Here is a 25,047-nt window from a genome sequence, read left to right on the forward strand (position 1 = left end):
TAGAGGCAGATCTTGTAACAGGTGTACCGGAGTCCGGACTCCCCTGCTGCAAAGGGATATTCCGAAGCATCAGGAATCCCGTTTGCATTTGCGTTCTATAAAAACAGCTATATTGGAAGAACATTTATCAAACCGACTCAGGAAGAACGTGAGTCCAGTGTTCATCTGAAACTGAGTGTGCTGGAATCTGTTGTAAAAGATAAGAGGATTGTTCTGGTGGATGATTCTATTGTTCGTGGAACAACCATTGCAAACCTGATCCACATGTTAAAAGAGGCGGGAGCAAAGGAAGTGCACGTACGTATCAGTTCACCGCCATTTTTACATCCATGCTATTTCGGAACGGATGTGCCGTCAAATGATCAGCTCATTGCAGCCAGCCACAGCACAGAGGAAATCTGTAAAATGATCGGAGCAGATTCTCTTGGCTACATGCAGACAGATTATCTGGAAGGAATGGCGGGCGGCCTGCCCTTATGTAAGGCATGCTTCGATGGAAATTATCCGATGGAGATTCCGGATTATACAAATGCGGAGTTTGCAGATATTGTGAAGTGTTAAGTCGCAAAAATTCATAAAAAATGCAGAAACCTGTCGATGATATATGGAATCAATCTCACATAATGGTAAAACCAATATAGAATGGAATCATACATAGTGTATAAAATAATGCTGTGAAAACATATATAAACGAACAAAATGCACAATAGAACCCCTGCGCTTTATGAAAATTGGATAAATTTAAAAACTTGACAAATTCTGAAATGTGGAACATAATATGGGCGTCTGATAGAAAAAAACAAAGAATGTTTTCAGAAAGGGTGATCACGATGTCACAGAGTAAAATCAAGTTAAATGCAACTGAAGAGGTGCAGGAATTTGTGAATGCTGCAAGCAGATGTGATTTTGATATTGATGTTTATTACAACAGATTTTTAATTGATGCCAAATCAATCCTTGGTGTACTTAGTCTGGATCTGACCAGAGAACTGACAGTAGACTGCCACGGGGAGAGCCGGGAATTTGATCGTACATTGAAGAAATTTGCAGTTGCATAAATTTTGCATTTTTATAACCGAATAATTATTGCAGAGAAGACGGGTCTGGAAGATGAACTTCTACAGATTCGTTTTTTCTGTATTATGACTGTGTTCAGAGTAATTCCATAAAATATAACTGCTTCATAGTTTATCAGAAGGAACTTATTTGATTTGTTTTTGCTTAAAAACGGGAAATTCATTATTGACAAACGAAAAAAAATGTTTTATAGTATAGCATATTTTTAAAGAAAGCCAATTGAACATATTATTATAGAAGATATGATGATCTGACAAAGGCGTCAGATGCAGAATATCAGATGGGTCAAGTGCCCTCTGATAGCTGCATCTGACGCTTTTTTATTAACAAAGGATGATGGAGGAGGAAATCAAAATGGCAGTGAAATACGTATTTGTTACAGGAGGAGTTGTTTCCGGTCTTGGAAAGGGAATCACAGCTGCATCTCTGGGGCGTCTTCTGAAAGCGAGAGGATACCAGGTAACCATGCAGAAGTTTGATCCTTATATCAATATCGACCCCGGAACCATGAACCCGATTCAGCACGGAGAAGTTTTTGTAACAGACGATGGTACAGAGACAGACCTGGATCTGGGACATTATGAGAGATTCATTGATGAGAGTCTTGATAAAAATTCCAATGTGACAACCGGTAAGGTTTACTGGTCTGTTCTTCAGAAAGAACGTCACGGGGATTTCGGCGGGGGTACCGTACAGGTAATTCCTCATATTACAAATGAGATTAAGAGCCGTTTCTACCGCGCCAAATCACCGGAGGAAAACAAGATTGCCATTATCGAGGTGGGAGGAACAGTCGGTGATATTGAAAGCCAACCGTTCCTGGAAGCAATTCGTCAGTTCCAGCTCAATGTGGGACATGACAATGCAATCCTGATCCACGTAACATTAATTCCTTATTTAAAGGCATCTGAAGAACTGAAAACAAAACCTACACAGGCAAGCGTAAAGGAACTTCAGGGAATGGGAATCCAGCCGGATGTACTGGTGTGCAGAAGTGAACATGAGCTGACAGAGGACATCAAAGAAAAAATCGCTTTATTCTGCAACGTACCTGTATCACATGTACTTCAGAACCTGGATGTGGAATATTTATATGAAGCTCCTCTTGCAATGGAAAGAGAGAAGCTTGCAGATGTAGTTCTTTCAAGTCTCCGTCTTGAAAACAGAAAACCGGATTTAAGTGACTGGGAGGAAATGGTAGAAAGTCTGAGAAATCCGAATAAAACAGTAAAGATCGCAATTGTAGGAAAATATACACAGCTTCATGATGCATATCTCAGTGTAGTAGAGGCACTGAAACATGGCGGAATTTCCTGCAGAGCCAAGGTAGAGCTTGACTGGATCGATTCCGAAGAACTGACAGAGAAAAATCTGGATCAGCAGCTTCACAATGTAGATGGTATTCTGGTTCCGGGTGGTTTCGGAAACAGAGGTACAGAAGGAATGATCCTGGCAGCACAGTATGCAAGAGTACATAAGATTCCATATCTTGGAATCTGTCTGGGAATGCAGATGGCAATTGTAGAATTCGCCCGTCATGTACTTGGATACGAAGATGCAAACAGTATTGAACTGAATCCGGAGACAAAGCATCCGGTAATTGCATTAATGCCGGATCAGGAAGATATCGAAGATATCGGTGGAACCTTAAGACTTGGAAGCTATCCATGTATTCTTGCAGAAGGTTCCAGATCCTATGAACTCTTTGGCAAAAAAGAAATCCATGAGCGCCACAGACATCGTTATGAAGTAAACAATGCATTCCGTAAAGAACTTCAGGAGAAGGGAATGAATATCGTAGGAACTTCCCCTGATAATCATATCGTAGAGATGATCGAGATCGCAGGGCACCCGTTCTATGTAGGAACTCAGGCCCATCCGGAATTCAAATCCCGCCCGAATCATGCACATCCTTTATTCAGAGGATTCATCCAGGCGGCCGTCGATAAGAAAATAAGCGAAGAACAGCAGCAGAAATAGAAAGGATGAGGAGATTATGAAAGAAGTGAGAGAACAGCAGCAACAGCAAGGTCTGTACCGGTCTGAATTTGAGCATGACAACTGTGGTATCGGAGCAGTTGTCAATATCAAAGGCAAGAAAACCCACGATACTGTTGCAAATGCATTAAAGATCGTAGAACATCTGGAACACCGCGCAGGTAAGGATGCAGAAGGCAAAACTGGTGACGGTGTAGGTATCCTTCTCCAGATTTCCCATAAATTTTTCAAGAAAGCCTGTAAGAAAGAGGGATTTGAGATTGGCGATGAGAGAGAATATGGCATCGCACAGTTTTTCTTCCCGCAGCACGAGATCAAACGTGCACAGGCAAAGAAGATGTTTGAGATTATTCTTGAGAAAGAAGGTCTGAAACTTCTCGGATGGCGTCAGGTCCCGGTATTCCCGGAAGTGCTTGGACACAAGGCAAGAGAATGTATGCCATGTATTATGCAGGCATTTATCAAAAAGCCGGAAGATGTGGAAAAAGGTCTTCCATTTGACCGTATGCTTTACATTGCAAGACGTGAGTTTGAACAGAGTAATGATAATACTTATGTAGTATCCATGAGCAGCCGTACCATCGTTTACAAAGGTATGTTCCTGGTTGGACAGCTTCGTACTTTCTTCGAAGACCTTCAGAACCCGGATTATGAATCTGCAATCGCCATGGTACATTCCCGTTTCAGTACCAACACAAACCCAAGCTGGGAGAGAGCACATCCTAACCGCTTTATGGTACACAATGGTGAGATCAACACCATCCGCGGCAACGCAGATAAGATGCTTGCAAGAGAAGAAAATATGGAATCACCATATCTGGAGGGACAGCTTCACAAAGTGCTTCCTGTTGTAAATAGAAACGGTTCCGACTCTGCAATGCTTGACAATACACTGGAATTTCTGGTAATGAGCGGTATGGAACTTCCGCTTGCAGTGATGATCACAATCCCTGAACCATGGGCAAACAATGACACCATTTCCCAGGCAAAACGTGACTTTTATCAGTACTATGCAACTATGATGGAGCCATGGGACGGACCTGCATCTATCCTGTTCTCTGATGGTGATGTTATGGGTGCAGTCCTTGACAGAAATGGTCTCCGTCCATCCAGATATTATATTACTTCTGACGGCTATATGATCCTTTCCTCAGAAGTAGGTGTTCTGCCAATTCCGGAAGAGAAGATCGTATTAAAAGAGCGTCTCCATCCCGGAAAAATGCTTCTTGTAGATACTGTAAAGGGAAAAGTGATCGATGACAATGAACTGAAAGAGGGCTATGCAAAAATGCAGCCATACGGTGAATGGCTGGACAGTCATCTGGTACAGTTAAAAGACATCAAGATTCCTAACGAAAGACCGGAAGAATATACACCTGAGCAGAGAGCACGTCTTGCAGAAAGCATTCGGCTATACTTATGAGCAGTACCGTACTTCCATCAGAAACATGGCGTTAAACGGAGCAGAGAGCATCGGAGCTATGGGTGTGGATACCCCGCTTGCAGTATTTTCCAAACAGAACAGACCATTATTTGACTACTTTAAACAGCTCTTTGCACAGGTTACCAACCCTCCGATTGATGCAATCCGTGAGGAAATCGTTACCAGCACAAGTGTTTATGTAGGTAAAGACGGAAACCTGCTGGAGCAGAAACCGGAAAACTGTCAGGTATTAAAGATTAATAACCCGATCCTGACAAATACAGATATGATGAAAATCAAGAGCTTCAAACATGAGGGCTTCAAGACAGCAGTTGTTTCTACCTTATATTATAAGAGCACCAAGCTTGAGAGAGCTATTGATCGTCTTTTCGTAGAAGTAGATAAAGCATTCCGCGAGGGTGCAAACATCCTTGTTCTTTCAGACAGAGGAGTAGATGAAAACCATATGCCGATTCCGTCACTTCTGGCAGTATCCGCAGTTCATCAGCACCTGGTAAAGACGAAAAAGAGTACCTCCCTTGCAATTATCCTGGAATCCGGTGAGCCAAGAGAAGTACATCACTTTGCAACCTTACTTGGTTACGGTGCAAGTGCCATCAACCCGTACCTTGCCCTTGAGACCATTCATGAACTGATCGACAGTCATATGCTGGAGAAAGACTATTATGCAGCAGTAGATGACTACAATCATGCAGTCATCAGCGGTATTGTAAAGATTGCTTCCAAGATGGGTATTTCCACCATCCAGTCTTATCAGGGATATGCAGATCTTCGAGGCAATCGGTATTTCCTCAGATGTGATCGAGAAATACTTTACTGGTACAGTCAGTCGTGTAGGCGGAATCACACTGGAAGACATCGAAGAGAATGTAGAGAAGCTTCACTCAGAAGCATTTGACCCGTTAGGACTTCCTACAGACCTGACTCTGGACAGCGTAGGCGCACACAAGATGAGAAGCCAGGGAGAGGAACATCGTTACAATCCTCAGACTATTCATCTTCTGCAGCAGTCCACATGGACTGGAAGCTACGATCTGTTCAAACAGTACACAGATCTGGTGGATAAAGAAAACCACGGAAACTTAAGAGGACTTCTGGACTTTAAGTTTGCTGAGACTCCGGTTCCACTTGAAGAAGTGGAGAGCGTAGATGATATTGTAAAACGATTTAAGACAGGTGCCATGTCCTATGGTTCTATTTCACAGGAAGCACATGAGACACTGGCGATCGCCATGAACCACCTTCATGGAAAATCCAATACAGGTGAGGGCGGTGAAAGTGACGAAAGACTGGATTCCGCAGGAAGCAGCGATGACAGATGCTCCGCGATCAAACAGGTTGCCAGTGGACGTTTCGGTGTAACCAGCCGTTATCTTGTATCTGCAAGAGAAATCCAGATCAAGATGGCACAGGGTGCAAAACCTGGTGAAGGTGGACATCTTCCTGCAAAGAAAGTATATCCGTGGATTGCCAAAACCCGTCATTCCACACCTGGTGTCAGCCTGATTTCCCCGCCACCGCACCACGATATCTATTCTATCGAGGACCTGGCACAGTTAATCTATGACCTTAAGAATGCAAATAAATATGCAGATATTTCTGTCAAACTGGTATCTGAAGCAGGTGTCGGTACAGTTGCAGCAGGTGTTGCAAAAGCCGGTGCACAGACGATCCTGATCTCTGGTTATGACGGAGGTACAGGTGCAGCTCCGAGAAGTTCTATCCACAATGCAGGACTTCCATGGGAACTTGGACTTGCAGAAACACATCAGACACTGCTCAAGAATGGTCTGAGAAACCGTGTCCGCATTGAGACAGACGGTAAGCTTATGAGTGGTCGTGACGTTGCGATCGCAGCATTAATGGGTGCCGAGGAATTTGGTTTTGCAACAGCTCCGCTTGTAACCATGGGATGCGTTATGATGCGTGTATGTAACCTGGATACCTGCCCGGTTGGTGTGGCAACACAGAACCCTGAACTTCGTAAGAGATTCAAAGGTAAACCGGAATATGTAGAGAATTTCATGCGCTTTATCGCACAGGAATTAAGAGAGTATATGTCTAAACTGGGATTCCGTACAGTCAGCGAAATGGTTGGACGTACAGATCTTCTGGTTCAGACAGACAATGTACCAGAACCACATCAGGGTAAAGTAGATTTAAGTGCAATCCTGAACAATCCGTTCGCAGGCAAAGACCAGAAAGTTACTTTTGACCCGAAAGCCGTATATAACTTCGAACTGGAAAAGACCATGGATGAAAAGGTTCTGGTTAAGAAATGCGTAAATGCCATCAATAAAGGTCAGAAAACAGAGCTTTCTGTAAACCTGACAAACATTGACCGTACATTCGGAACCATCCTTGGTGCAGAGATCACAAGAAAGAACAAAGACGGACTTGCAGATGACACTATCACTGTACACTGCAACGGTGCCGGCGGACAGAGTTTCGGTGCATTTATTCCGAAAGGTCTGACACTGGAACTGACCGGCGACAGCAACGACTACTTCGGAAAAGGTCTTTCCGGTGGTAAACTGATTCTGAAAGTTCCGGAGAAAGCTGCATACAAAGCAGAAGAGAACATTATCGTAGGTAACGTTGCCCTCTACGGTGCAACCAGCGGTACCGCATTTATCAATGGTGTTGCAGGTGAGCGTTTCGCAGTCCGTAACTCCGGTGCATCTGCAGTTGTAGAAGGCGTAGGAGAACACGGCTGTGAATATATGACAGGTGGCCGCGTAGTCGTACTTGGTAAGACTGGCAAGAACTTTGCAGCAGGTATGAGCGGCGGTATCGCATATGTACTGGATGTGGATAATGTTCTTTACAAGAACCTGAACAAAGCCATGATTTCCATCGAAAAAGTGGAAAACAAATATGACAAAAAAGAACTTCGCGATCTGATTGAAGCTCATGTAGAAGCAACAGGCTCCAAACTTGGTGCGAAAGTTCTGGCTGACTTTGATTATTATCTGCCGCACTTTAAGAAACTCATTCCGAATGAGTACAAGAAGATGATCACTTTAAGTGCGAAACTGGAAGAAAAAGGACTCAACAGTCAGCAGGCACAGATGGAAGCGTTCTATGAAAGTATTGGCGCTAAACATTGATAATAATTGAATATATCGTGTGAACTTATCAATGTTGCCCCGTCATCTTTTAGAATAAATAAAAAGGTGGCGTGGGCCATACCAGTATTGCCGCGGTTGGTGCGGCGAAAAGGAGGAAATCATGGGAAAACCTACGGGATTTTTAGAGTATAAAAGAGAGACGGCAAAGGTTCTGCCGCCAAAGGTCCGCATTGCAAATTTCAAAGAATTCAGGACACCTTTAAATAAAGAAAAACAGAAACTTCAGGGCGCACGCTGCATGGCATGCGGTGTCCCGTTCTGCCAGTCAGGTATGATGATCGGCGGTATGGCATCCGGCTGCCCTCTGCACAACCTTGTACCTGAGACAAATGATCTGGTTTATACAGGCAACTGGAAACAGGCATTCTTAAGACTGAGCAAGACACATAGCTTCCCGGAATTTACTTCACGTGTCTGCCCTGCACTCTGTGAAGCAGCCTGCACCTGTAATTTAAACGGAGAACCGGTCTCCACAAAAGAAAATGAACGTGCGATCATCGAGACAGCCTACGAGAACGGATGGGTAACTCCGCAGATCCCGGAAGTGCGTACAGGTAAATCCATCGCAGTCATCGGAAGCGGTCCCTCCGGACTGGCAGCAGCTCAGCAGTTGAACAGACGAGGTCACAGTGTAACTGTATTTGAAAGAAAAGACCGTGTAGGCGGACTTCTCCGCTACGGTATCCCTAACATGAAGCTGGACAAAGCTGTTGTTGACAGAAGAATCCATCTTATGGAAGAAGAGGGAGTGAAATTCGTTACAAATGTAAACGTAGGAAAGGACATCAAAGCAGAAGAACTTCTGAAACAGTTCGACCGCGTCATCCTTGCCTGCGGAGCATCCAATCCACGAGACATTAAAGTTCCGGGACGGGATGCAAAAGGAATTTATTTCGCAGTAGATTTCCTGGGACAGGTAACAAAAGCGCTGTTGGACTCTGATTTTGCCAAAGTTCCATATGAACTTGCCAAAGGAAAAAATGTTCTGGTCATCGGTGGTGGTGATACAGGAAATGACTGTGTGGGAACTTCTATCCGTCTGGGTGCCAAATCTGTGATCCAGTTAGAGATGATGCCGAAGCCGCCAGTGGAAAGAACACCATCCAACCCATGGCCGCAGTGGCCCAGAGTCCTCAAAACAGACTATGGCCAGGAAGAAGCTATCGCAGTATTCGGACATGATCCACGAGTATACCAGACTACTGTTACAGAATTTATCAAAGATAAAAACGGAAATGTCTGCCAGGCAAAACTCACAAAATTAAAGAGCGAAAAAGATCCAAAGACCGGACGAATGATGATGGTACCGGTAGAAGGTACTGAAGAAGTCATCCCTGTAGATGTAGTTCTCATCGCAGCCGGATTCCTTGGCAGTGAGAAATATGTAACAGACGCATTTAAGGTAGCCATCAACGGAAGAACCAACGTAGATACAAAGCCAGATCAGTATCAGACCTCTGTAGACAAAGTCTTCACAGCAGGAGATATGCACAGAGGTCAGTCCCTGGTAGTATGGGCAATCCGCGAAGGCAGAGAAGCTGCGAAGGCGGTAGATGAATCGCTGATGGGATACTCCTATCTGTAAAAATAAGATAAAATATGACAAAGGTGCTATTGCCTGACGGAAAAGGACGTCAGGAAGTAGCACCTTTGTTTTTTGAAGTGATTTTCGGGTGTTTCGGGTATTACAATAATTGTAGTTTAGTTTGAATAAACAAAAATACTTAGTAAATCCAGCGTTTATACGGGTTTGCAGCATTTTTAAAAGTCTTTTGATAACAAATTGATAACGGTTGTATGAGAGCCATTATCCTTGTAATCCAGTGGCTTTAGGGTTAGAGAATGATTAATAGGTGGTTGTGCAACAAATAAATCCATATTTATCTGGTTTGAGTCGGTCTTGGAATATTCCGACCAGAGCGTTGCTAAGTTTCTGTGACGGAACTTTTGCCCATGTTTGCGTAGTATCAAATTCCGGGTAGTGGTAACGCCCCTCATCGTATTTGTCCTTGCTGATTTCTTCAGAAGATAGCTTGTCAGCCTGCTCTTTCCAGGCATACAGCATTTTCCAGAGTTCGTGAGCGTCCTTGTCTTTGGAAGTATCGACTTTCAGGCAGATATCTTCGTCTGATTCACTGACTGTTAGACCGTACAAATCTTCAAGGGTAAATAAAGTGTGCATCAGTCCGATATAGCTGTCAATGTCAGGCACATCGAGGGCATGAGGGGAAACATCCAAAGCCTGTGCCAGTGCAGCAATAAGTTCCGCTTTCGGTTTTCTTGTTCCTGTTTCCTTTTACGCTTTTGAAATGCTCTACTGGTGCGGTATCCGTGAGGGAGAATTGTTGGCACTGACCGCCGCTGACTTCAATTTTGAGAAAGAAACGGTCAGAATCAATAAGTTCTATCAGCGATTACACGGCGAAGATGTGATTACCACACCGAAAACAAAGAAAAGTAATCGTATGATCAAAATGCCGAAGTTCCTCTGTGAAGAAATGCAGGAATATTTGCAGATGCTTTACGGATTGAAGAAGAAAGACCGAATCTTTACGGTCACAAAGAATATCGTAGAGGTGTATATCTGAATCTGCTTACAAGTGGAAGGTTGAATGATTATTTGGCTGGTATAGAAGAACAGGCACAGAAACGCTTTGAAAGGATTGTAGAGCAGATGGCAGAGAGTGAAGGTATTACCGAACAACTTAAAGCAACTGATCAGGTGGCTTGGGTAGGAGAAATGAATAATATTTGGAGTAGAGCAAGAGAGGTTGTGAATGCTGAATTGATTTATAACTAAAAGAGAAGAGATTTTGGATAAATGCTTGACTGTAAACCTTGTTTATAGCTTATTCTTAAGATAAAATAGAGTTGCTTGAAAGGAGTGCATAACATGAAAATAAAAAACGTAGAAGAACGAACAGGTTTATCCCGTTCTAATGTTCGTTTTTATGAAAAGGAAAAACTCATTGAGCCTTCAAGAAACGAAAGTAATGGTTATAGAGATTATTCAGAAAATGATGTGGAAAATATAAAGAAGATTGCATATCTGCGTACATTAGGAATTTCTATTGAGGATATACGAAGCATTATATCTGGAAAAGTAACATTGCAGGAAACGCTTGAGAGGCAGAATGAAATATTAAATAGTCAGATTACTGATTTGAATAAGGCAAAACGCATGTGCGAAAAAATGTTGGGTGAAGAAAGTATTAGTTATGAAAAATTACAGGTAGAACAATATGTAACAGAGTTGCAGGATTATTGGAAAGATAATCAAACTGTTTTCAAACTGGATTCAGTTAGCTTTTTGTATATATGGGGAAGTATGCTTACTTGGATAACGATTACCGTACTATGCTTGATTATTGGGACATTGTCTTATTCTAAGCTGCCGACAGAAATTCCGGTACAATGGAGTAAAGGTGTGGCAACATCTTTGGTGAATAAAAATTGGATTTTTATTTGTCCGGTTATTTGTGTTATAATCCGTTATTTATTAAAACCTTTTATCTATGCCAAATTACAGATGAATAATTATTATGGAGAAATTATAACAGAGTATTTGACAAATTATATGTGTTTTATTGTATTGTCAGTAGAAGTTTTCTCAATACTTTTTACTTTCGGAGTGGTAAAAAGTGTTGTTGTACTTTTATTTGTGAACACGGCAGTCTTTATGGGATTGTTAGTAGTCGGATTGACGAAAATGGATTTGAGAGGAAAAGAAATTTTATGATTCAGATTTCAAATTTAACTAAAAAATATGGTGAAACAGCCGTTTTTTCGAACTTAAACTATACATTTGAAAATACTTGTATTTATGGACTTGTTGGAAGAAATGGAGCTGGAAAGACTACCCTTTTGAATATACTTTCGAATTATGATAAAAATTATACGGGAGTAATTTCTATCGACGGAGAAAAAATGAACAAGGTTGATTATCTTGATATGCCGGTTGCCTATGCAATGGATCAACCAAGTTTTTTAATGAGCTGACAATATATGAAAATTTTCTTTTAATTGCTTCGAGTAGAAAGATAAAAAAGCAAGAGGCATTTGATAAAATCGAGAGGATTTTAGATGGGTTGGGATTAAAAAAGTATGAGAACTATTCTCCGTCAGAACTTTCAAAAGGTACAATGCAACGACTAAATAATGCTTGTGCAATGATACAAGAAGAAAAAATTACTATTTTTGATGAACCATTCTCAGGGCTTGATCCTGTCCAAATGAAACTTTTAGAAAATGTAATGGTAGAGTTTCACAAGAAAGAAAAAGGAATTTACATTATTTCAAGCCATGATATAGAGTGTTTACAAAATGTTTGTGACAAGTGTCTTTTGTTACATAACGGACAAATTAGAGAAATCAATACGGAGGAAGTTGATAGAGAGAAAATCGCAAAGATTTTATCTGAAGGGGAATAAAGTATGTATCAGTTGCTTTTGAAACAGAGATTCAAATTTGCAGTTAGAATGATTAAACGAAATATAGGTGCTTATCTTATACTGATTGCTATTGTGCCATGTATTCTTATATTACAATCTATGATTCAGACAACCCATGGAATGGATATTGCTGTTTTTATACCGTATGGTATTCTCTGCTTCTTGTTTATGAATTTGTTTGGAACAATACCAAGAATGCGTATTTCTCCTGAAACTTATATTTGGAAAATAGAAAAAACATATATTTGGCGAGTGAAGAAGATAGGAAAAAGCACGGTACTGACGTTGTGTGTTGCGTTGATTTTATTTTGGGCTTTCCCAATGGAGGGAATAGTTTTGAGACAGTTTATTGTGGTTATGATCTGTAACCCAATCGTCAATATGCATACGGTTTTATCGACGCAATATAAATATCGGGATATTACGAATATATGTATGTTAGCAGTAGTAATGATTTGCTTTTTTAATAGAAGTGTATTTGTTGCCAGTGTACTATTGATCATTTACGGATTATATTTCATTTTATATCCTTATTTTAGCTATCAAGCAATTATCCCGTTCTTTCAACAATATAATCAGATGTTATATGGTTTTTTGAATAGGGAATATGATACAGTCTTGCAAACACAGGATGAAGTGTTTTTCCAAAATAATCAGAGAGAAATGAAGGGACTGATGAAGAAATATTATGGCAACCGCTACCGTTTTTTGATGGTTTATGAGGTGGTTAGTGTTATTAGAAGAAAGAAACAGATTATGTATCAGTATTTTGCGATTGTTTTAATCACAATGTTATTATCGCAGATAGAGGGAAAATATATTGAGTATGTATTATTGTTTTCTATATTGATATTAGGACAGAATGTTGTCAGCTATAATGTGCAAAATGAATTACGTTTAGTTAAAAAAGGATTTCCGCTCAGATATTCTTTAAAAGAAAAATTACAATGCAAGTCAGTTATTGGAATGTTCTTGTTGTTACTCCCGATGCTCTGTTATTGGATAGCGTATAAATTTGAATTATTTAGTATTCTCCTTTGGATATGGATGCCGATTCAGAGTATTATAATATATACAGCAAAGAACCGGCTGCAAAGGTTACTATATATACTTCCATTTTATATTTTGTCATTGTTATCTATGAGAGTATGGTAGATGTTTTTTTTACAATAAGCTTATTGATTTTCTAAGCAAAACCGCTTATAATTTGAGTCGGAACATATTGCTATTATCCACAGCAAATAATACTTTTGTTACATTAAATTTGCATATCTACATATCTAAAATAATTTTTGAACCATTCGGCTCATCCATTTCCCTTTATGATTAAGCACAAAAGACAGTATTTTTGAATTTATATTTTGCGTATTTCTCTTTCGGAGAATACGGAAACCTTTTCAAATTTAGCATAGAAAAATTGATTGACACCATATACGATACCACATATAATGTAAATAGGAGATATAAGAATGTCAAAATGGGATAAACTGATAACACGCATATGTAATTTATCAAAAGATCTTCGGTTTGATGAATTGCGAAAAGTATTGGAAAGTTATGGATATGAAATGAATGCTCCGAGAAGTGGAAGCAGTCATTATACATTTAGAAAGTCTGGATGCATGCCCATTACAATACCAAAACATGAGCCGATAAAGAAAGTATATGTAGAAATGGTAAGGGAAATAGTAGAAAGTGAGGCGAAGAATCATGAAGACACTGAATGATTATATGTCAATGTCCTATCGTATGGAAGTTGTAGAAGATAAAACCGAAGGAGGATTCGTAGTTTCGTATCCGGATCTCCCTGGTTGCATTACCTGCGGAGAAACAGTGGAAAGTGCAATTTCAAATGCCCTGGATGCAAAAAAAGCATGGCTTGAAGCTGCATTAGAAGAAGGAGTAGAAATCCATGAGCCGGATAGCCTTGAAGATTATTCCGGACAGTTTAAACTGAGAATTCCAAGAAGCCTGCATAGACTACTGGCAGAACATTCTCAGAGAGAGGGAATCAGTATGAATCAGTACTGCGTATATCTTCTTTCGAGAAATGATGCGGTATTCTCAAAATAGCGATTATAAGTAAGCAGCAAAGCGTGTTATTGAAAGCGGAGCGCACAGTAACATGGAAAGAGCCGGTGATTTATTTATAAAAATAAGCAGTTGACAAAAAATAGTCATGTTGCTATAATTGCCTACATGAACAAAGGCGTTCTTTCTATAGAAAAGTAACTGTAGAAAGTGCGTCATTTTTTATATCATTATAAAAAGAATTTATAAAACTTCCAGACAGGACAAAACTGTATCGAAGAATCATTAAGAAAGCAAAAACAGCAGAAACTATGCTGACAAGGAGTGAATGAAAATGGGGAATTATACCAGAGAAGAAATATTACAGATGGCTGAGGAGGAAGACGTGGAATTTATCCGTCTCCAGTTCACAGATATGTTTGGAACGCTGAAAAACATCGCCATAACTGCCCGGGAACTTCCCCGTGCGCTGGATAACCGATGTATTGTAGATGGTTCCTTTATCGCAGGAATCGCAGGAGAATCTGAACCGGATATGTACTTAAGACCGGATCTTGACACTTTTGCAATTCTCCCATGGAGACCACAGCAGGGAAAAGTTGCCAGACTGTTATGCGATATCTATTGTCCGGACGGAACCCCTCATGAGAGAAGTCCGAGATATATCCTGAAGAAAACCGCCCGGGAGGCAAAGAAGGAGGGATACACCTGTCTGGTAGATCCGGAATGTGAATTTTTCCTTTTTCATACCGATGATAACGGAGTTCCGACTACTGTAACACATGAAAAGGCCGGATATCTGGATGTCAGCCCTGTGGATCTGGGTGAAAACGCAAGACGTGATATTGTATTAAATCTAGAAGACATGGGGATTGAGGTAGAATCTTCTCACCATGAAACTGCTCCTGCACAGCACGAAGTAGATTTCAAATACGGTGAAGTCCGTACGATTGCAGATCGGATCATGTCATTCAAGATGACGGTCCGTACCATTGCCAAACGCCATGGACTTCATGCGACATTTATGCCGAAACCAAGGGCAGAAGTAAACGGCTCCGGAATGCACATTCATTTCTCCTTATTTAAAGATGGAAGAAATGTATTCGTTAATCCGGGAAATCCACAGGAATTAAGCGAAGAAGCTTATTACTTCGTAGGAGGTCTTCTGGCTCACAGCAAAGAGATGGCACTGATCACCAATCCTATCGTAAATTCCTACAAACGTCTGGTTCCGGGCTATGAAGCACCGACAGAACTGACATGGACGAAGAATAACCAGAATTCACTGGTAAGAATTCTGGGATCCAGAGGTATGGAGACAAGGATCGAACTGAGAAGTCCGGATGCAGCAGCAAATCCGTATCTGGTATTTGCAGTATGTCTGGCAGCAGGACTGGATGGAATCAATAAGAAGATTTATCCGACTAAGTCCTCCAGCAGAGAGTTATCCGAAACAGATCAGAAAACAATGAAGATTGAAAATCTTCCGGGAAATTTGAACGAAGCAATTGATTACTTCGAACAGAGTGACTGGATCAAAGAAGTACTTGGAACAGAATTTTGTAAAGAATACGCAGCAGCCAAGAAAAAAGAATGGCTGCGCTATACAAGAGAAATTTCAGCCTGGGAAATCGAGGAATACTTATACAGAATTTAACCGAATCAAACAAGTCCCCTGTAGAAATTGTAAAAGGCAATAAGCAGTGGGTGGGGACTTGTTTGTATCAGGAGGAGCGAAGCTTCTTCTGATAAACTGCGAAGCAGTTATTCGGTTATGAGCAAGTAGCGAAGCGGATTGCGAACATCCGCTTGATCAAAATCAAACAAGTCCCCTGCAGAGGTTGCAAAAAGCAATAAACAGTGGACGGAAACTCAGGCTGTAACAGAAATAGGAGTGGCAGAGTTATGAGCAGCAGCATTGTGATTGCGTTACCGAAAATTGAAGACGCAAAGAAAATCCGCACAATACTTAACAGACATGGGCTCACAGTAGCCTCTGTCTGCAGCTCTGTCTCTAATGCGCTGGCCAATATTTCAGAGCTTGACAGTGGTGTCCTGATATGCGGGTATAAGCTGACAGATGCCTATTATAAAGACGCTCTCGATGACCTGCCACAGTATTTTGAAATGCTGCTTCTGGCTTCTCAGCGTATTATAGATGAAGCACCGAATTCCGTCAGCACTGTACAGATGCCGATGAAAGCAAGCGCACTGATAGATACGGTCAATGACATGCTCTATCATCTGGAACGCCGGATCAAAAAAGAAAAAAAGAAACCAAAGCCCAGATCAGAAAAAGAACAGAATTATATCTCGAATGCCAAACGCCTTCTGATGGAAAAAAACCAGATGACAGAAGAGGAAGCATACAGACATATCCAGAAATGCAGTATGGATTCCGGTACTAATATGGTAGAAACTGCACAGATGCTGCTCATGCTGATGTATGATGAGATTTGATTTATCGTATGTACTGTAGCAATTCCGTAAAATAATAAGAAAAATTTTGTAAAAAATGACGATATTATTTTGACAGAATATGTGGTAATATACAGAATATATTTTTGTTCATATCAAGTTAGAGGCAAAATATATTTTGACCCTAACATCATATTATATATAGAAAGAACACAAACAAACATAAAATAGATAATAACAGGAAGAATGATTACAAAGGCGTAATCAGAGAGTCCAGGGGGATAAGTGTCTCCGGATTTTCTGATTACGCCTTTTTGATATTCCAGGGTTTTAAGCCAAAAAGTCGTTGTGCTTGCACGAAAAGTCTTTTGAACTTGAAACCAGTGAAGATATCACAAAGGTTTTCAGAAATGAAGAAATGGAGGATGAGGAAATGGAATTTATGGATGGAACATGGAAAAAAGAAATCAATACCTGGGAGGAACTCGTAGGTAATAATCTCCTGAACCAGGAAGCCGTAATCGAAGGCGCTGTTCACAGCATCCGTAATATGGGTGATGTGGCATTTATCATTCTTAGAAGAAGGGAAGGTTTATTCCAGACAGTCTATGAAAATGAAATGGCAAATGTTTCCATTCATGAATTGAAGGAAGCAATGACGATCAGGGTGAAAGGAATCCTGCATGAAGAGGAGAGAGCACCCCACGGAAGAGAGCTTCGTATTCGTCATATTGATATTTTATCAACACCGGCAGAGCCACTTCCAATGGCAATCGACAAATGGAAACTGAACACTTCCCTGGAAGCAAAATTAAACTACAGACCGATTTCCCTGAGAAATATTCAGGAGCGTTCCAAATTTAAAATCCAGGAGGCACTGACAAAAGCATTCCGCGATTATCTCTACGGACAGGGATTCACAGAAATCCACACTCCAAAGATCGGAGCCAGAGGAGCAGAGGGTGGGGCAAACCTTTTCAAATTCAGCTACTTCCACAAACCTGCAGTACTTGCGCAGAGCCCACAGTTTTACAAACAGATGATGGTTGGCGTATTTGACAGAGTATTTGAGACAGGCCCCGTATTCCGGGCTGAGAAACATAATACCAAACGTCACTTAAATGAATACACCAGTCTGGACTTCGAGATGGGATATATTGACAGCTTCGAAGAAATTATGGCAATGGAAACAGGATTCCTCCAGTATGCCATGAACCTTCTGAAAACAGAATATGCAAAAGAAGTACAGATCCTGAAGCTTGATATTCCGGACGTGTCCAAAATCCCGGCAGTCCGTTTCGATGTAGCCAAAGAACTGGTATCTCAGAAATACAATCGTAAGATCAGAAACCCATTTGACCTGGAGCCGGAAGAGGAAGCACTGATCGGACAGTATTTCAAAGAAGAATATGGCTCAGATTTCGTATTTGTCACACATTATCCGTCAAAGAAACGTCCATTCTATGCAATGGATGATCCGGAAGACGCAAGATTTACCTTAAGCTTTGACCTGTTATTCAAAGGCCTTGAGATCACAACAGGCGGACAGCGTATCCATGATTACAATATGCTGGTACAGAAAATTGAAGACAGAGGTATGACGCAGGAAGGCATGGAACAGTATCTGGATACCTTCAAACATGGTATGCCGCCTCACGGTGGACTGGGAATCGGTCTGGAACGTCTGACCATGCAGCTTATCGGTGAAGAGAATGTTCGTGAAACCTGTCTCTTCCCGCGAGATATGAACCGTCTGGAACCGTAAATAAGAAGTCGGAAATAAAAGCAATATAGAATGTTACAGGCAGTATATATAAGGAGAAAATCATGGCAAAGATCATAGATGATGAAACAATGGAAAATGTCTGCATCCTGGCCAAGCTTTCACTCTCAGAAGAAGAAAAGGAAAAAGCAAAAGCTGAAATGCAGAAAATGCTTGATTATGTAGAGAAGCTGGATGAACTGGATACATCGGAAGTAGAGCCTATGTCCCATATTTTCCAGGATGAAAACGTATTTCGTGAGGATGTTGTCACAAACGGAGACAACAAAGAAGCAATGCTGGCAAATGCACCGAAAGCAAAAGAAGGACAGTATCAGGTTCCGAAAACCATAGGATAGGAGACAGGACAATGGAGTTGGAAAAATTAACAGCCCTGCAGCTTGGGGAAAAAATAAAACAGCGTCAGGTCAGCGTCCTGGATGGAGTAAAAACTGTTTTTGAACAGATTGAGAAACAGGATTCAGAAGTACACGCTTATCTTGACACATATAAAGAAGAAGCATACAAACGTGCAGAAGAAGTACAAAAAGGCATCGAGGATGGTACTTATACCAGTCCTCTTGCAGGCGTACCGATCGCAATCAAAGATAATATCTGTATTAATGGAAAGAAAACTACCTGTGCATCAAAGATTCTTGAGAATTTTGTGCCTCAGTATAATGCAGAAGTCATTGATCGTCTGGAAAAAGCCGGACTGGTCATTATCGGAAAAACAAACATGGATGAATTTGCCATGGGAAGTACAACAGAGACCTCCGCTTACGGCATCACCAGAAACCCATGGAATCTGGAACATGTACCGGGCGGTTCTTCAGGTGGTTCCTGTGCAGCAGTAGCAGCAGGAGAAACTTATCTGGCACTTGGTTCAGATACAGGCGGATCTATCCGTCAGCCAAGTTCCTACTGTGGTGTAACCGGAATTAAACCAACCTATGGAACAGTATCCCGTTATGGTCTTGTAGCTTATGCATCTTCCCTGGATCAGATCGGACCTGTAGGAAAAGACGTATCTGACTGTGCAGCTCTTCTGGAGATCATTGCAGGACATGATACAAAAGACAGCACATCCATGAAAAGAGAAGACCTTCAGTTCTCCAAAGAACTGACAGGAGATATCAAGGGGATGAAATTCGGAGTTCCTGAAGAATATCTGGCAGAGGGACTTGATCCGGAAGTAAAAGCATCTTTTATGGGTGTTCTTGATACGCTGAAAGAACTGGGAGCAGAAGTAGAATTCTTCTCTATCAAAACCATGGAATACATGATTCCGGCTTATTATATTATCGCCAGTGCAGAAGCAAGTTCCAACCTGGAACGTTTCGATGGAGTGAAGTACGGTTTCCGTGCAGCAGAATATGAAGGTCTTCACGACATGTACAAAAAGACCAGAACAGCAGGTTTCGGTGAGGAAGTAAAACGCCGTATCATGCTTGGTTCCTTCGTGTTAAGCTCCGGTTATTATGATGCATACTATCTGAAGGCACTCCGCACAAAAGCCCTGATCAAGAAAGAATTTGATCAGGCATTTGGCAAATATGATGTGCTCCTTGCACCTGCATCTCCATTTACAGCACCGAAGATCGGTGAAAGCTTAAAAGATCCCCTTGCCATGTATCTTGGAGATATCTACACAGTAGCAGTCAATCTCTGCGGTCTTCCGGGAATTACAGTTCCATGCGGAAAAGACAGCAAAGGTCTCCCAATCGGTATCCAGATGATCGGGGACTGCTTCATGGAAAAGAAAATCCTGCGTGCAGCACACGCCTATGAAACCAGCCGCGGCTCCTTTGCCGTGCCAGGAGAAGGAGGCACCAGATAATGAAACAGTACGAAACAGTCATAGGACTTGAAGTCCATGTAGAACTTGCAACAAAAACAAAAATTTTCTGCGGATGCTCCACTGAATTCGGAGGAGCACCCAATACACATACATGCCCGGTCTGCACAGGTATGCCGGGTTCCCTGCCTGTATTAAATAAGAAAGTAGTAGAGTTTGCCCTGAAAGCAGGTCTTGCAGCAAACTGCCAGATCCATCAGTACTGCAAATTTGACCGTAAGAACTATTTCTATCCGGACAACCCACAGAACTATCAGATCTCTCAGTTATATCTGCCAATCTGTCATGACGGATGGGTAGAGATTGAAACCTCTGCAGGCAAAAAGAAAATCCGCATCCATGAAATGCATATGGAAGAGGATGCAGGTAAACTGATTCATGATGAATGGGAAGACTGCTCCCTGGTAGACTATAACCGAAGCGGTGTCCCGTTGATCGAGATCGTATCCGAGCCGGATATGAGAAGCTCTGAGGAAGTAATCGCCTATCTTGAAAAACTCCGTTGTATGATGCAGTATCTGGGTGTATCAGACTGTAAGCTTCAGGAAGGCTCCATGCGTGCAGACGTTAACCTTTCTGTCCGTGAAGTGGGAGCAGAAGAATTCGGTACCAGAACAGAGATGAAGAACCTGAACTCTTTCAAAGCCATTGCCAGAGCAATCGAAGGCGAAAGAGAACGTCAGATCGAACTGATCGAAGAAGGCAAGGCAGTTACACAGGAGACACGCCGTTGGGATGACAACAAAGAATATTCTTACGCCATGCGTTCCAAGGAGGATGCCAAAGACTACAGGTATTTCCCAGATCCTGACCTGCCTCCAATCCATATCTCTGATGCATGGATTGAAAAGATCAAAGCAGAACAGCCGGAGCTTCGCGAAGTGAAACAGGCCCGTTATCAGGAAGAGTACGGACTTCCGGCATACGATGCGGGAATCCTTACAGAATCCCGCCATCTTGCAGGTCTTTTTGAAGAAACAGCAGCAATCTACGGAAATGCAAAGAAGACAGCAAACTGGTTTATGGGTGAGGTACTCCGCCTGACAAAAGATAAAGCTATGGATGCGGAACAGGTATCTTTCTCACCGAAGCATCTTGCAGATCTTTTGGTAATGGTAGAAAAATCCGAAGTCAGCCCTCAGAATGCCAAAAAAGTCTTTGACAAAGTCTTTGAGGAAGACATTGATCCTGTAGTCTACATTGAGGAACATGGTCTGAAGATTGTAGAAGACACAGGACTTCTGGAAGAAACCATCAACAGGATCCTGGATGCTAACCCAGGACCACTTTCAGAACTTCTGGGAGGTAAAGATAAAGTCATGGGCTTCTTTGTAGGTCAGATCATGAAAGAGATGAAAGGCAAGGCAAATCCTGCAAGCGTCCGCGAGACACTAATGAAAGAAGTAGAGAAGCGCAAATAAAATAAATCACCCCGGACATTATGCCCGGGGTAAAAAATGTTAATATATTACCAGTGAACAGTAATGTTAATATTAAAAATTATTCTCAGAAAACACTTTGAGACTTTACATTATTAAATAATTAAGTATAATAAAACTCGAATAAAATATATTTGCAGAAAAGACACAAATAGAAATGGAAAGGCAAAGCAGCAGCCTGCTGTAGACAGGTATATAAAAACTGCGAAACATGCCAGGGAGGAAATCAAACATGGTAACAGTAAACCACAACTATCTGAAATTACCGGGAAGCTATCTGTTTTCCACAATTGGAAAAAAAGTAAAAGCATATAAAGAAGCCAACCCACAGGCAAACGTGATCTCACTGGGAATCGGTGATGTAACCCAGCCTCTGGCTTCGGCAATCATTGAGGCACTTCATAAATCTGTAGATGAAATGGGTGATGCAGCTACTTTTCATGGTTATGCACCAGATCTTGGTTATGAATTCTTAAGATCTGCTATTGCAAAGAACGACTACAAAGACAGAGGCTGTGACATTGAAGCAGATGAAATCTTTGTCTCTGACGGTGCAAAGAGCGATTCAGGAAATATTCAGGAAATATTCGGACTGGATAACAAGATTGCAGTGTGTGACCCTGTATACCCAGTATATGTAGATACAAACGTAATGGCAGGCCGTACAGGAGAATACAACAAAGAACGTGGCAACTTTGATAACGTAATCTATATGCCATGTACAGCATCCAACGGCTTCCTTCCGGAATTCCCGGAAGAAGTACCGGATCTCTATCTACCTTTGCTTCCCGAATAACCCAACCGGTGGTGCGATCACCAAACCGCAGCTTCAGGAATGGGTAGACTATGCAAATAAAAACGGTTCTGTAATTATCTATGATGCAGCATATGAAGCATACATTTCTGAAGAAGATGTACCGCACAGCATCTATGAGTGCGAAGGAGCAAGAAGCTGCGCCATCGAACTGCGCAGCTTCTCCAAAAATGCAGGTTTCACAGGTGTCCGCCTCGGCTTTACAGTTGTACCAAAGGATCTGGTTCGTGACGGCGTAGATCTCCACAGTCTCTGGGCAAGACGTCATGGCACTAAATTCAACGGTGCTCCATACATCGTACAGCGTGCAGGAGAGGCGGTATACTCTCCTGAAGGAAAAGCACAGCTGAAAGAACAGGTAGGTTACTACATGAGCAATGCCAAAGCCATCTACGAAGGTCTGGCATCAGCAGGCTATTCCGTATCCGGTGGCGTAAACGCTCCATATATCTGGCTGAAAACACCTGATAAGATGACTTCCTGGGAGTTCTTTGACTATCTCCTTGAAAAAGCCAACATCGTAGGAACTCCGGGCTCAGGATTCGGTGCTCATGGTGAGGGATTCTTCCGTCTCACTGCGTTTGGAACACAAGAGAATACACTGGAAGCAATTGAACGAATTAAGAATCTGTAAGCAGCTTCCTGATAGGGACGAGTGGGATTATAATTTCGCAAAATTTAGCCGAAATCAAGTAAGTTCCCTGTGGAGCAGTTATTCGGTGTAGAGCTGCGTAGCGAAGCGGATGATTTTATCCACCTGACTATGAAAATGAAAAACGGCAGGACGAAAATCCTTGAAAATCAAGGGTTTCGGACCTGTCGTTTCTATTTTATAAAAATATATATGGAATTTGATTACTATTTAAGTATTAATGTTGTTTTCTGAGATAATCTGTCGAATTTGTTCCTTTGCAACTGCCATAAAAAATACTCCTTTTCGATAAGAATTGTCATATCTGAATTCTTACCAAAAAGGAGTTATTTTTTACCAAAAACACAAACTATTTTACACTACCTACTGGTATTAAAAGATGTAGAAACCTTCTTCGCCAAAATAATCATCCAATTCATCCTCATTTAGGAAATAATCCATATCCAGAAGTTCATCCTCGCTCATACGGCGAATGTCCATGGACGTCATGCCTTCAGGTGGATTATCCATATATTTTCTGCGCAGTTCCTCAATATCTGGTTTCATGTTATTGATCTCTTGGAACAATACGGAACCAGTATTCCGATATTTGAGAGCGTGATTCCGGTATCTGTGAAGGCTGCAGAAGCTAGTGCCGAAGGAATCAGTATCTATGGTTACTGTATTATTGCAAAGTATCCAACATTTCAAAAGAGAATGACGGAGATATTTCGCCTTATTTATTCTTGTAGTAACCAATCGGTTATATCGTGAATTTGGATTCCTTCATAGCTATATTGGGGATGTTTGGTTCTGGCAATAATCATTTTCGGATAAGCATCTCGAATCTGAAGCAGAGGAGAGCGTTCTCTCTCAAATGTTTCCTGCCCGGAAATGTTGTCGCTGACCTGAATATAAAACTTCTCGCTACCTCTCTGAGCAACAAAGTCGATTTCCTTTTGATAAAGCTTGCCGACATAAACATCATATCCACGGCGAAGAAGCTCGATGCATACGATGTTTTCATATACTCTGCCATAATCCATATTTCTGCTCCCCAGTATTGCATATCGAATACCGCTGTCACACAAATAGAACTTTTCAGAGCTTTCAAGGTATTTCTTACCTCGGATGTCGTATCTCTTAATATCATAAAATACAAAAGCATTGCACAAATACTTAATGTATTTGCCGACGGTTACATGATTGGTTGGAGTTTCATTTGCTGTCAGTAGCTGACTGATCTTATTAGGAGAAGTCAGGTTGCTGATATTATCCATAAGGAACTCGCTCAGACGTTGTAAAACCAAAGTGTCAGGGAGATTATATTTCTGTACCAAATCCCTTGTAACAATAGTTTCGTAGACCTCTTTGATATAGTTTGTTCTGTCTTTTTCGGTTCTATAAGCATAGGAACCTGCTAAACCGCCCTTGATAGCGTACTCATCAAAGAGCTTATCTTTGTCACTGATATCATCATAATATTGGCAATATTCCTGGAAGCTGAAAGGAAACACATGAATTTCAATATAGCGTCCGGTAAACAGAGTTGCCAGATCCGCACTCAACAGGAAAGCATTAGAGCCTGTTACATAGATGTCGTATTTTCCCTTAGAGTACAGGCTGTTGATTGCCAGCTCAAACTTGGGACACATCTGAACCTCGTCTACAAACAGGTAGTTCGTTTTGCCTTCCTGATAATGTTCTTCCACATAGGAGTGTAAGGCATGGTATTCCTTGATTTCTTCATATGCTAAATCCATGAAGTCAATGAAGATAATATTGATGTTTTCAAAGTTGTTTTTCAGATACGCAATATATGCCTGCATCAGTTTAGACTTACCAGATCGACGAATACCCGTGATGATCTTGATGTCAGGAGTGCCATTCAGTTCAATGATTCTATCGAGATATTTTGCTCTCGTGATTGTTTTCATTTAGTCACCCACTTTCAAAAATTGAAGTTTTTTCATTTTTCGAAACCGCTTTGTTG

The 25,047-nt window shown here is 41.4% G+C and carries 18 protein-coding genes and 5 pseudogenes; 20 read left to right on the forward strand and 3 right to left on the reverse strand.

Annotation, left to right across the window (positions count from 1 at the left end; all coding sequences use genetic code 11):
- The 5 genes and pseudogenes from AC075L_RS14190 to AC075L_RS14210 all read left to right on the forward strand — a co-directional run.
- Nucleotides 1-561: pseudogene (locus AC075L_RS14190) on the forward strand (amidophosphoribosyltransferase); the annotation flags it as partial.
- 269 nt (nucleotides 562-830) lie between these two features.
- On the forward strand, nucleotides 831-1,058 hold the full coding sequence (locus AC075L_RS14195; RefSeq protein ID WP_020993699.1) for an HPr family phosphocarrier protein: 228 nt from the start codon (nucleotides 831-833) through the stop codon (nucleotides 1,056-1,058).
- A gap of 373 nt (nucleotides 1,059-1,431) precedes the next feature.
- Nucleotides 1,432-3,057, forward strand: a complete 1,626-nt coding sequence (locus AC075L_RS14200) for a CTP synthase (RefSeq protein ID WP_008704921.1) — start codon at nucleotides 1,432-1,434, stop codon at nucleotides 3,055-3,057.
- A gap of 16 nt (nucleotides 3,058-3,073) precedes the next feature.
- Nucleotides 3,074-7,629: pseudogene (gene gltB, locus AC075L_RS14205) on the forward strand (glutamate synthase large subunit).
- Between the two features lie 121 nt (nucleotides 7,630-7,750).
- Complete coding sequence (locus tag AC075L_RS14210; RefSeq protein ID WP_008704919.1) at nucleotides 7,751-9,235, forward strand: glutamate synthase subunit beta; 1,485 nt, start codon at nucleotides 7,751-7,753, stop codon at nucleotides 9,233-9,235.
- Nucleotides 9,236-9,496: 261 nt separating this feature from the next.
- Here AC075L_RS14210 and AC075L_RS14215 read toward each other — a convergent pair.
- A pseudogene (locus AC075L_RS14215) lies at nucleotides 9,497-9,943 on the reverse strand (transcriptional regulator); the annotation flags it as partial.
- Here AC075L_RS14215 and AC075L_RS14220 point away from each other — a divergent pair.
- The 15 genes and pseudogenes from AC075L_RS14220 to AC075L_RS14290 form a co-directional block, all read left to right on the forward strand.
- Nucleotides 9,936-10,217: pseudogene (locus AC075L_RS14220) on the forward strand (site-specific integrase); the annotation flags it as partial. The pseudogenes AC075L_RS14215 and AC075L_RS14220 sit on opposite strands and share 8 nt — an antisense overlap.
- 53 nt (nucleotides 10,218-10,270) lie before the next feature.
- Nucleotides 10,271-10,450, forward strand: a complete 180-nt coding sequence (locus tag AC075L_RS14225) for a TnpV protein (RefSeq protein ID WP_330380567.1) — start codon at nucleotides 10,271-10,273, stop codon at nucleotides 10,448-10,450.
- A gap of 93 nt (nucleotides 10,451-10,543) precedes the next feature.
- Nucleotides 10,544-11,389: a MerR family transcriptional regulator gene (locus AC075L_RS14230; RefSeq protein ID WP_008704913.1), complete on the forward strand. Its 846-nt coding sequence runs from the start codon at nucleotides 10,544-10,546 to the stop codon at nucleotides 11,387-11,389.
- A complete protein-coding gene (locus AC075L_RS14235) occupies nucleotides 11,386-11,649 on the forward strand; it encodes an ATP-binding cassette domain-containing protein (RefSeq protein WP_020993702.1) in 264 nt (87 codons plus the stop codon). Before AC075L_RS14230 ends, AC075L_RS14235 begins: the two co-directional genes overlap by 4 nt.
- Nucleotides 11,650-11,672: 23 nt before the next feature.
- Entirely contained in the window at nucleotides 11,673-12,080 is a 408-nt protein-coding gene (locus AC075L_RS14240; protein ID WP_256280413.1) for an ATP-binding cassette domain-containing protein, read from the forward strand.
- A 3-nt stretch (nucleotides 12,081-12,083) separates the two neighbouring features.
- Nucleotides 12,084-13,256 (forward strand): hypothetical protein, encoded by a 1,173-nt coding sequence (locus AC075L_RS14245; RefSeq protein ID WP_020993704.1) that lies wholly within the window; start codon nucleotides 12,084-12,086, stop codon nucleotides 13,254-13,256.
- A 314-nt stretch (nucleotides 13,257-13,570) separates the two neighbouring features.
- A complete protein-coding gene (locus AC075L_RS14250; protein ID WP_020993705.1) occupies nucleotides 13,571-13,828 on the forward strand; it encodes a type II toxin-antitoxin system HicA family toxin in 258 nt (85 codons plus the stop codon).
- Nucleotides 13,812-14,174: a type II toxin-antitoxin system HicB family antitoxin gene (locus AC075L_RS14255; RefSeq protein WP_008704906.1), complete on the forward strand. Its 363-nt coding sequence runs from the start codon at nucleotides 13,812-13,814 to the stop codon at nucleotides 14,172-14,174. The genes AC075L_RS14250 and AC075L_RS14255 overlap by 17 nt, the downstream gene beginning before the upstream one ends.
- Before the next feature lie 292 nt (nucleotides 14,175-14,466).
- Nucleotides 14,467-15,789: a type I glutamate--ammonia ligase gene (glnA, locus tag AC075L_RS14260; protein WP_476387833.1), complete on the forward strand. Its 1,323-nt coding sequence runs from the start codon at nucleotides 14,467-14,469 to the stop codon at nucleotides 15,787-15,789.
- Between the two features lie 248 nt (nucleotides 15,790-16,037).
- Nucleotides 16,038-16,592 (forward strand): ANTAR domain-containing response regulator, encoded by a 555-nt coding sequence (locus AC075L_RS14265; protein WP_008704904.1) that lies wholly within the window; start codon nucleotides 16,038-16,040, stop codon nucleotides 16,590-16,592.
- A 391-nt stretch (nucleotides 16,593-16,983) separates the two neighbouring features.
- Complete coding sequence (gene aspS / locus AC075L_RS14270) at nucleotides 16,984-18,315, forward strand: aspartate--tRNA(Asn) ligase (protein WP_020993706.1); 1,332 nt, start codon at nucleotides 16,984-16,986, stop codon at nucleotides 18,313-18,315.
- Between the two features lie 62 nt (nucleotides 18,316-18,377).
- Nucleotides 18,378-18,671: an Asp-tRNA(Asn)/Glu-tRNA(Gln) amidotransferase subunit GatC gene (gatC, locus tag AC075L_RS14275; protein WP_008704901.1), complete on the forward strand. Its 294-nt coding sequence runs from the start codon at nucleotides 18,378-18,380 to the stop codon at nucleotides 18,669-18,671.
- A gap of 11 nt (nucleotides 18,672-18,682) precedes the next feature.
- Nucleotides 18,683-20,152 (forward strand): Asp-tRNA(Asn)/Glu-tRNA(Gln) amidotransferase subunit GatA, encoded by a 1,470-nt coding sequence (gene gatA, locus AC075L_RS14280; RefSeq protein ID WP_008704899.1) that lies wholly within the window; start codon nucleotides 18,683-18,685, stop codon nucleotides 20,150-20,152.
- Nucleotides 20,149-21,591, forward strand: a complete 1,443-nt coding sequence (gene gatB, locus AC075L_RS14285; RefSeq protein WP_334303973.1) for an Asp-tRNA(Asn)/Glu-tRNA(Gln) amidotransferase subunit GatB — start codon at nucleotides 20,149-20,151, stop codon at nucleotides 21,589-21,591. Before gatA ends, gatB begins: the two co-directional genes overlap by 4 nt.
- Before the next feature lie 250 nt (nucleotides 21,592-21,841).
- Nucleotides 21,842-23,057: pseudogene (locus tag AC075L_RS14290) on the forward strand (LL-diaminopimelate aminotransferase).
- Nucleotides 23,058-23,447: 390 nt separating this feature from the next.
- Here AC075L_RS14290 and AC075L_RS14295 read toward each other — a convergent pair.
- Together AC075L_RS14295 and AC075L_RS14300 are read right to left on the reverse strand one after the other, a co-directional pair.
- Nucleotides 23,448-23,621 (reverse strand): hypothetical protein, encoded by a 174-nt coding sequence (locus tag AC075L_RS14295; RefSeq protein WP_008704896.1) that lies wholly within the window; start codon nucleotides 23,619-23,621, stop codon nucleotides 23,448-23,450.
- Nucleotides 23,622-23,794: 173 nt separating this feature from the next.
- A complete protein-coding gene (locus tag AC075L_RS14300; RefSeq protein ID WP_008704894.1) occupies nucleotides 23,795-24,991 on the reverse strand; it encodes an ATP-binding protein in 1,197 nt (398 codons plus the stop codon).
- Between the last annotated feature and the right edge of the window lie 56 nt (nucleotides 24,992-25,047).

The sequence above is a fragment of the Blautia sp. ZXY-1-B12 genome (assembly GCF_056339915.1).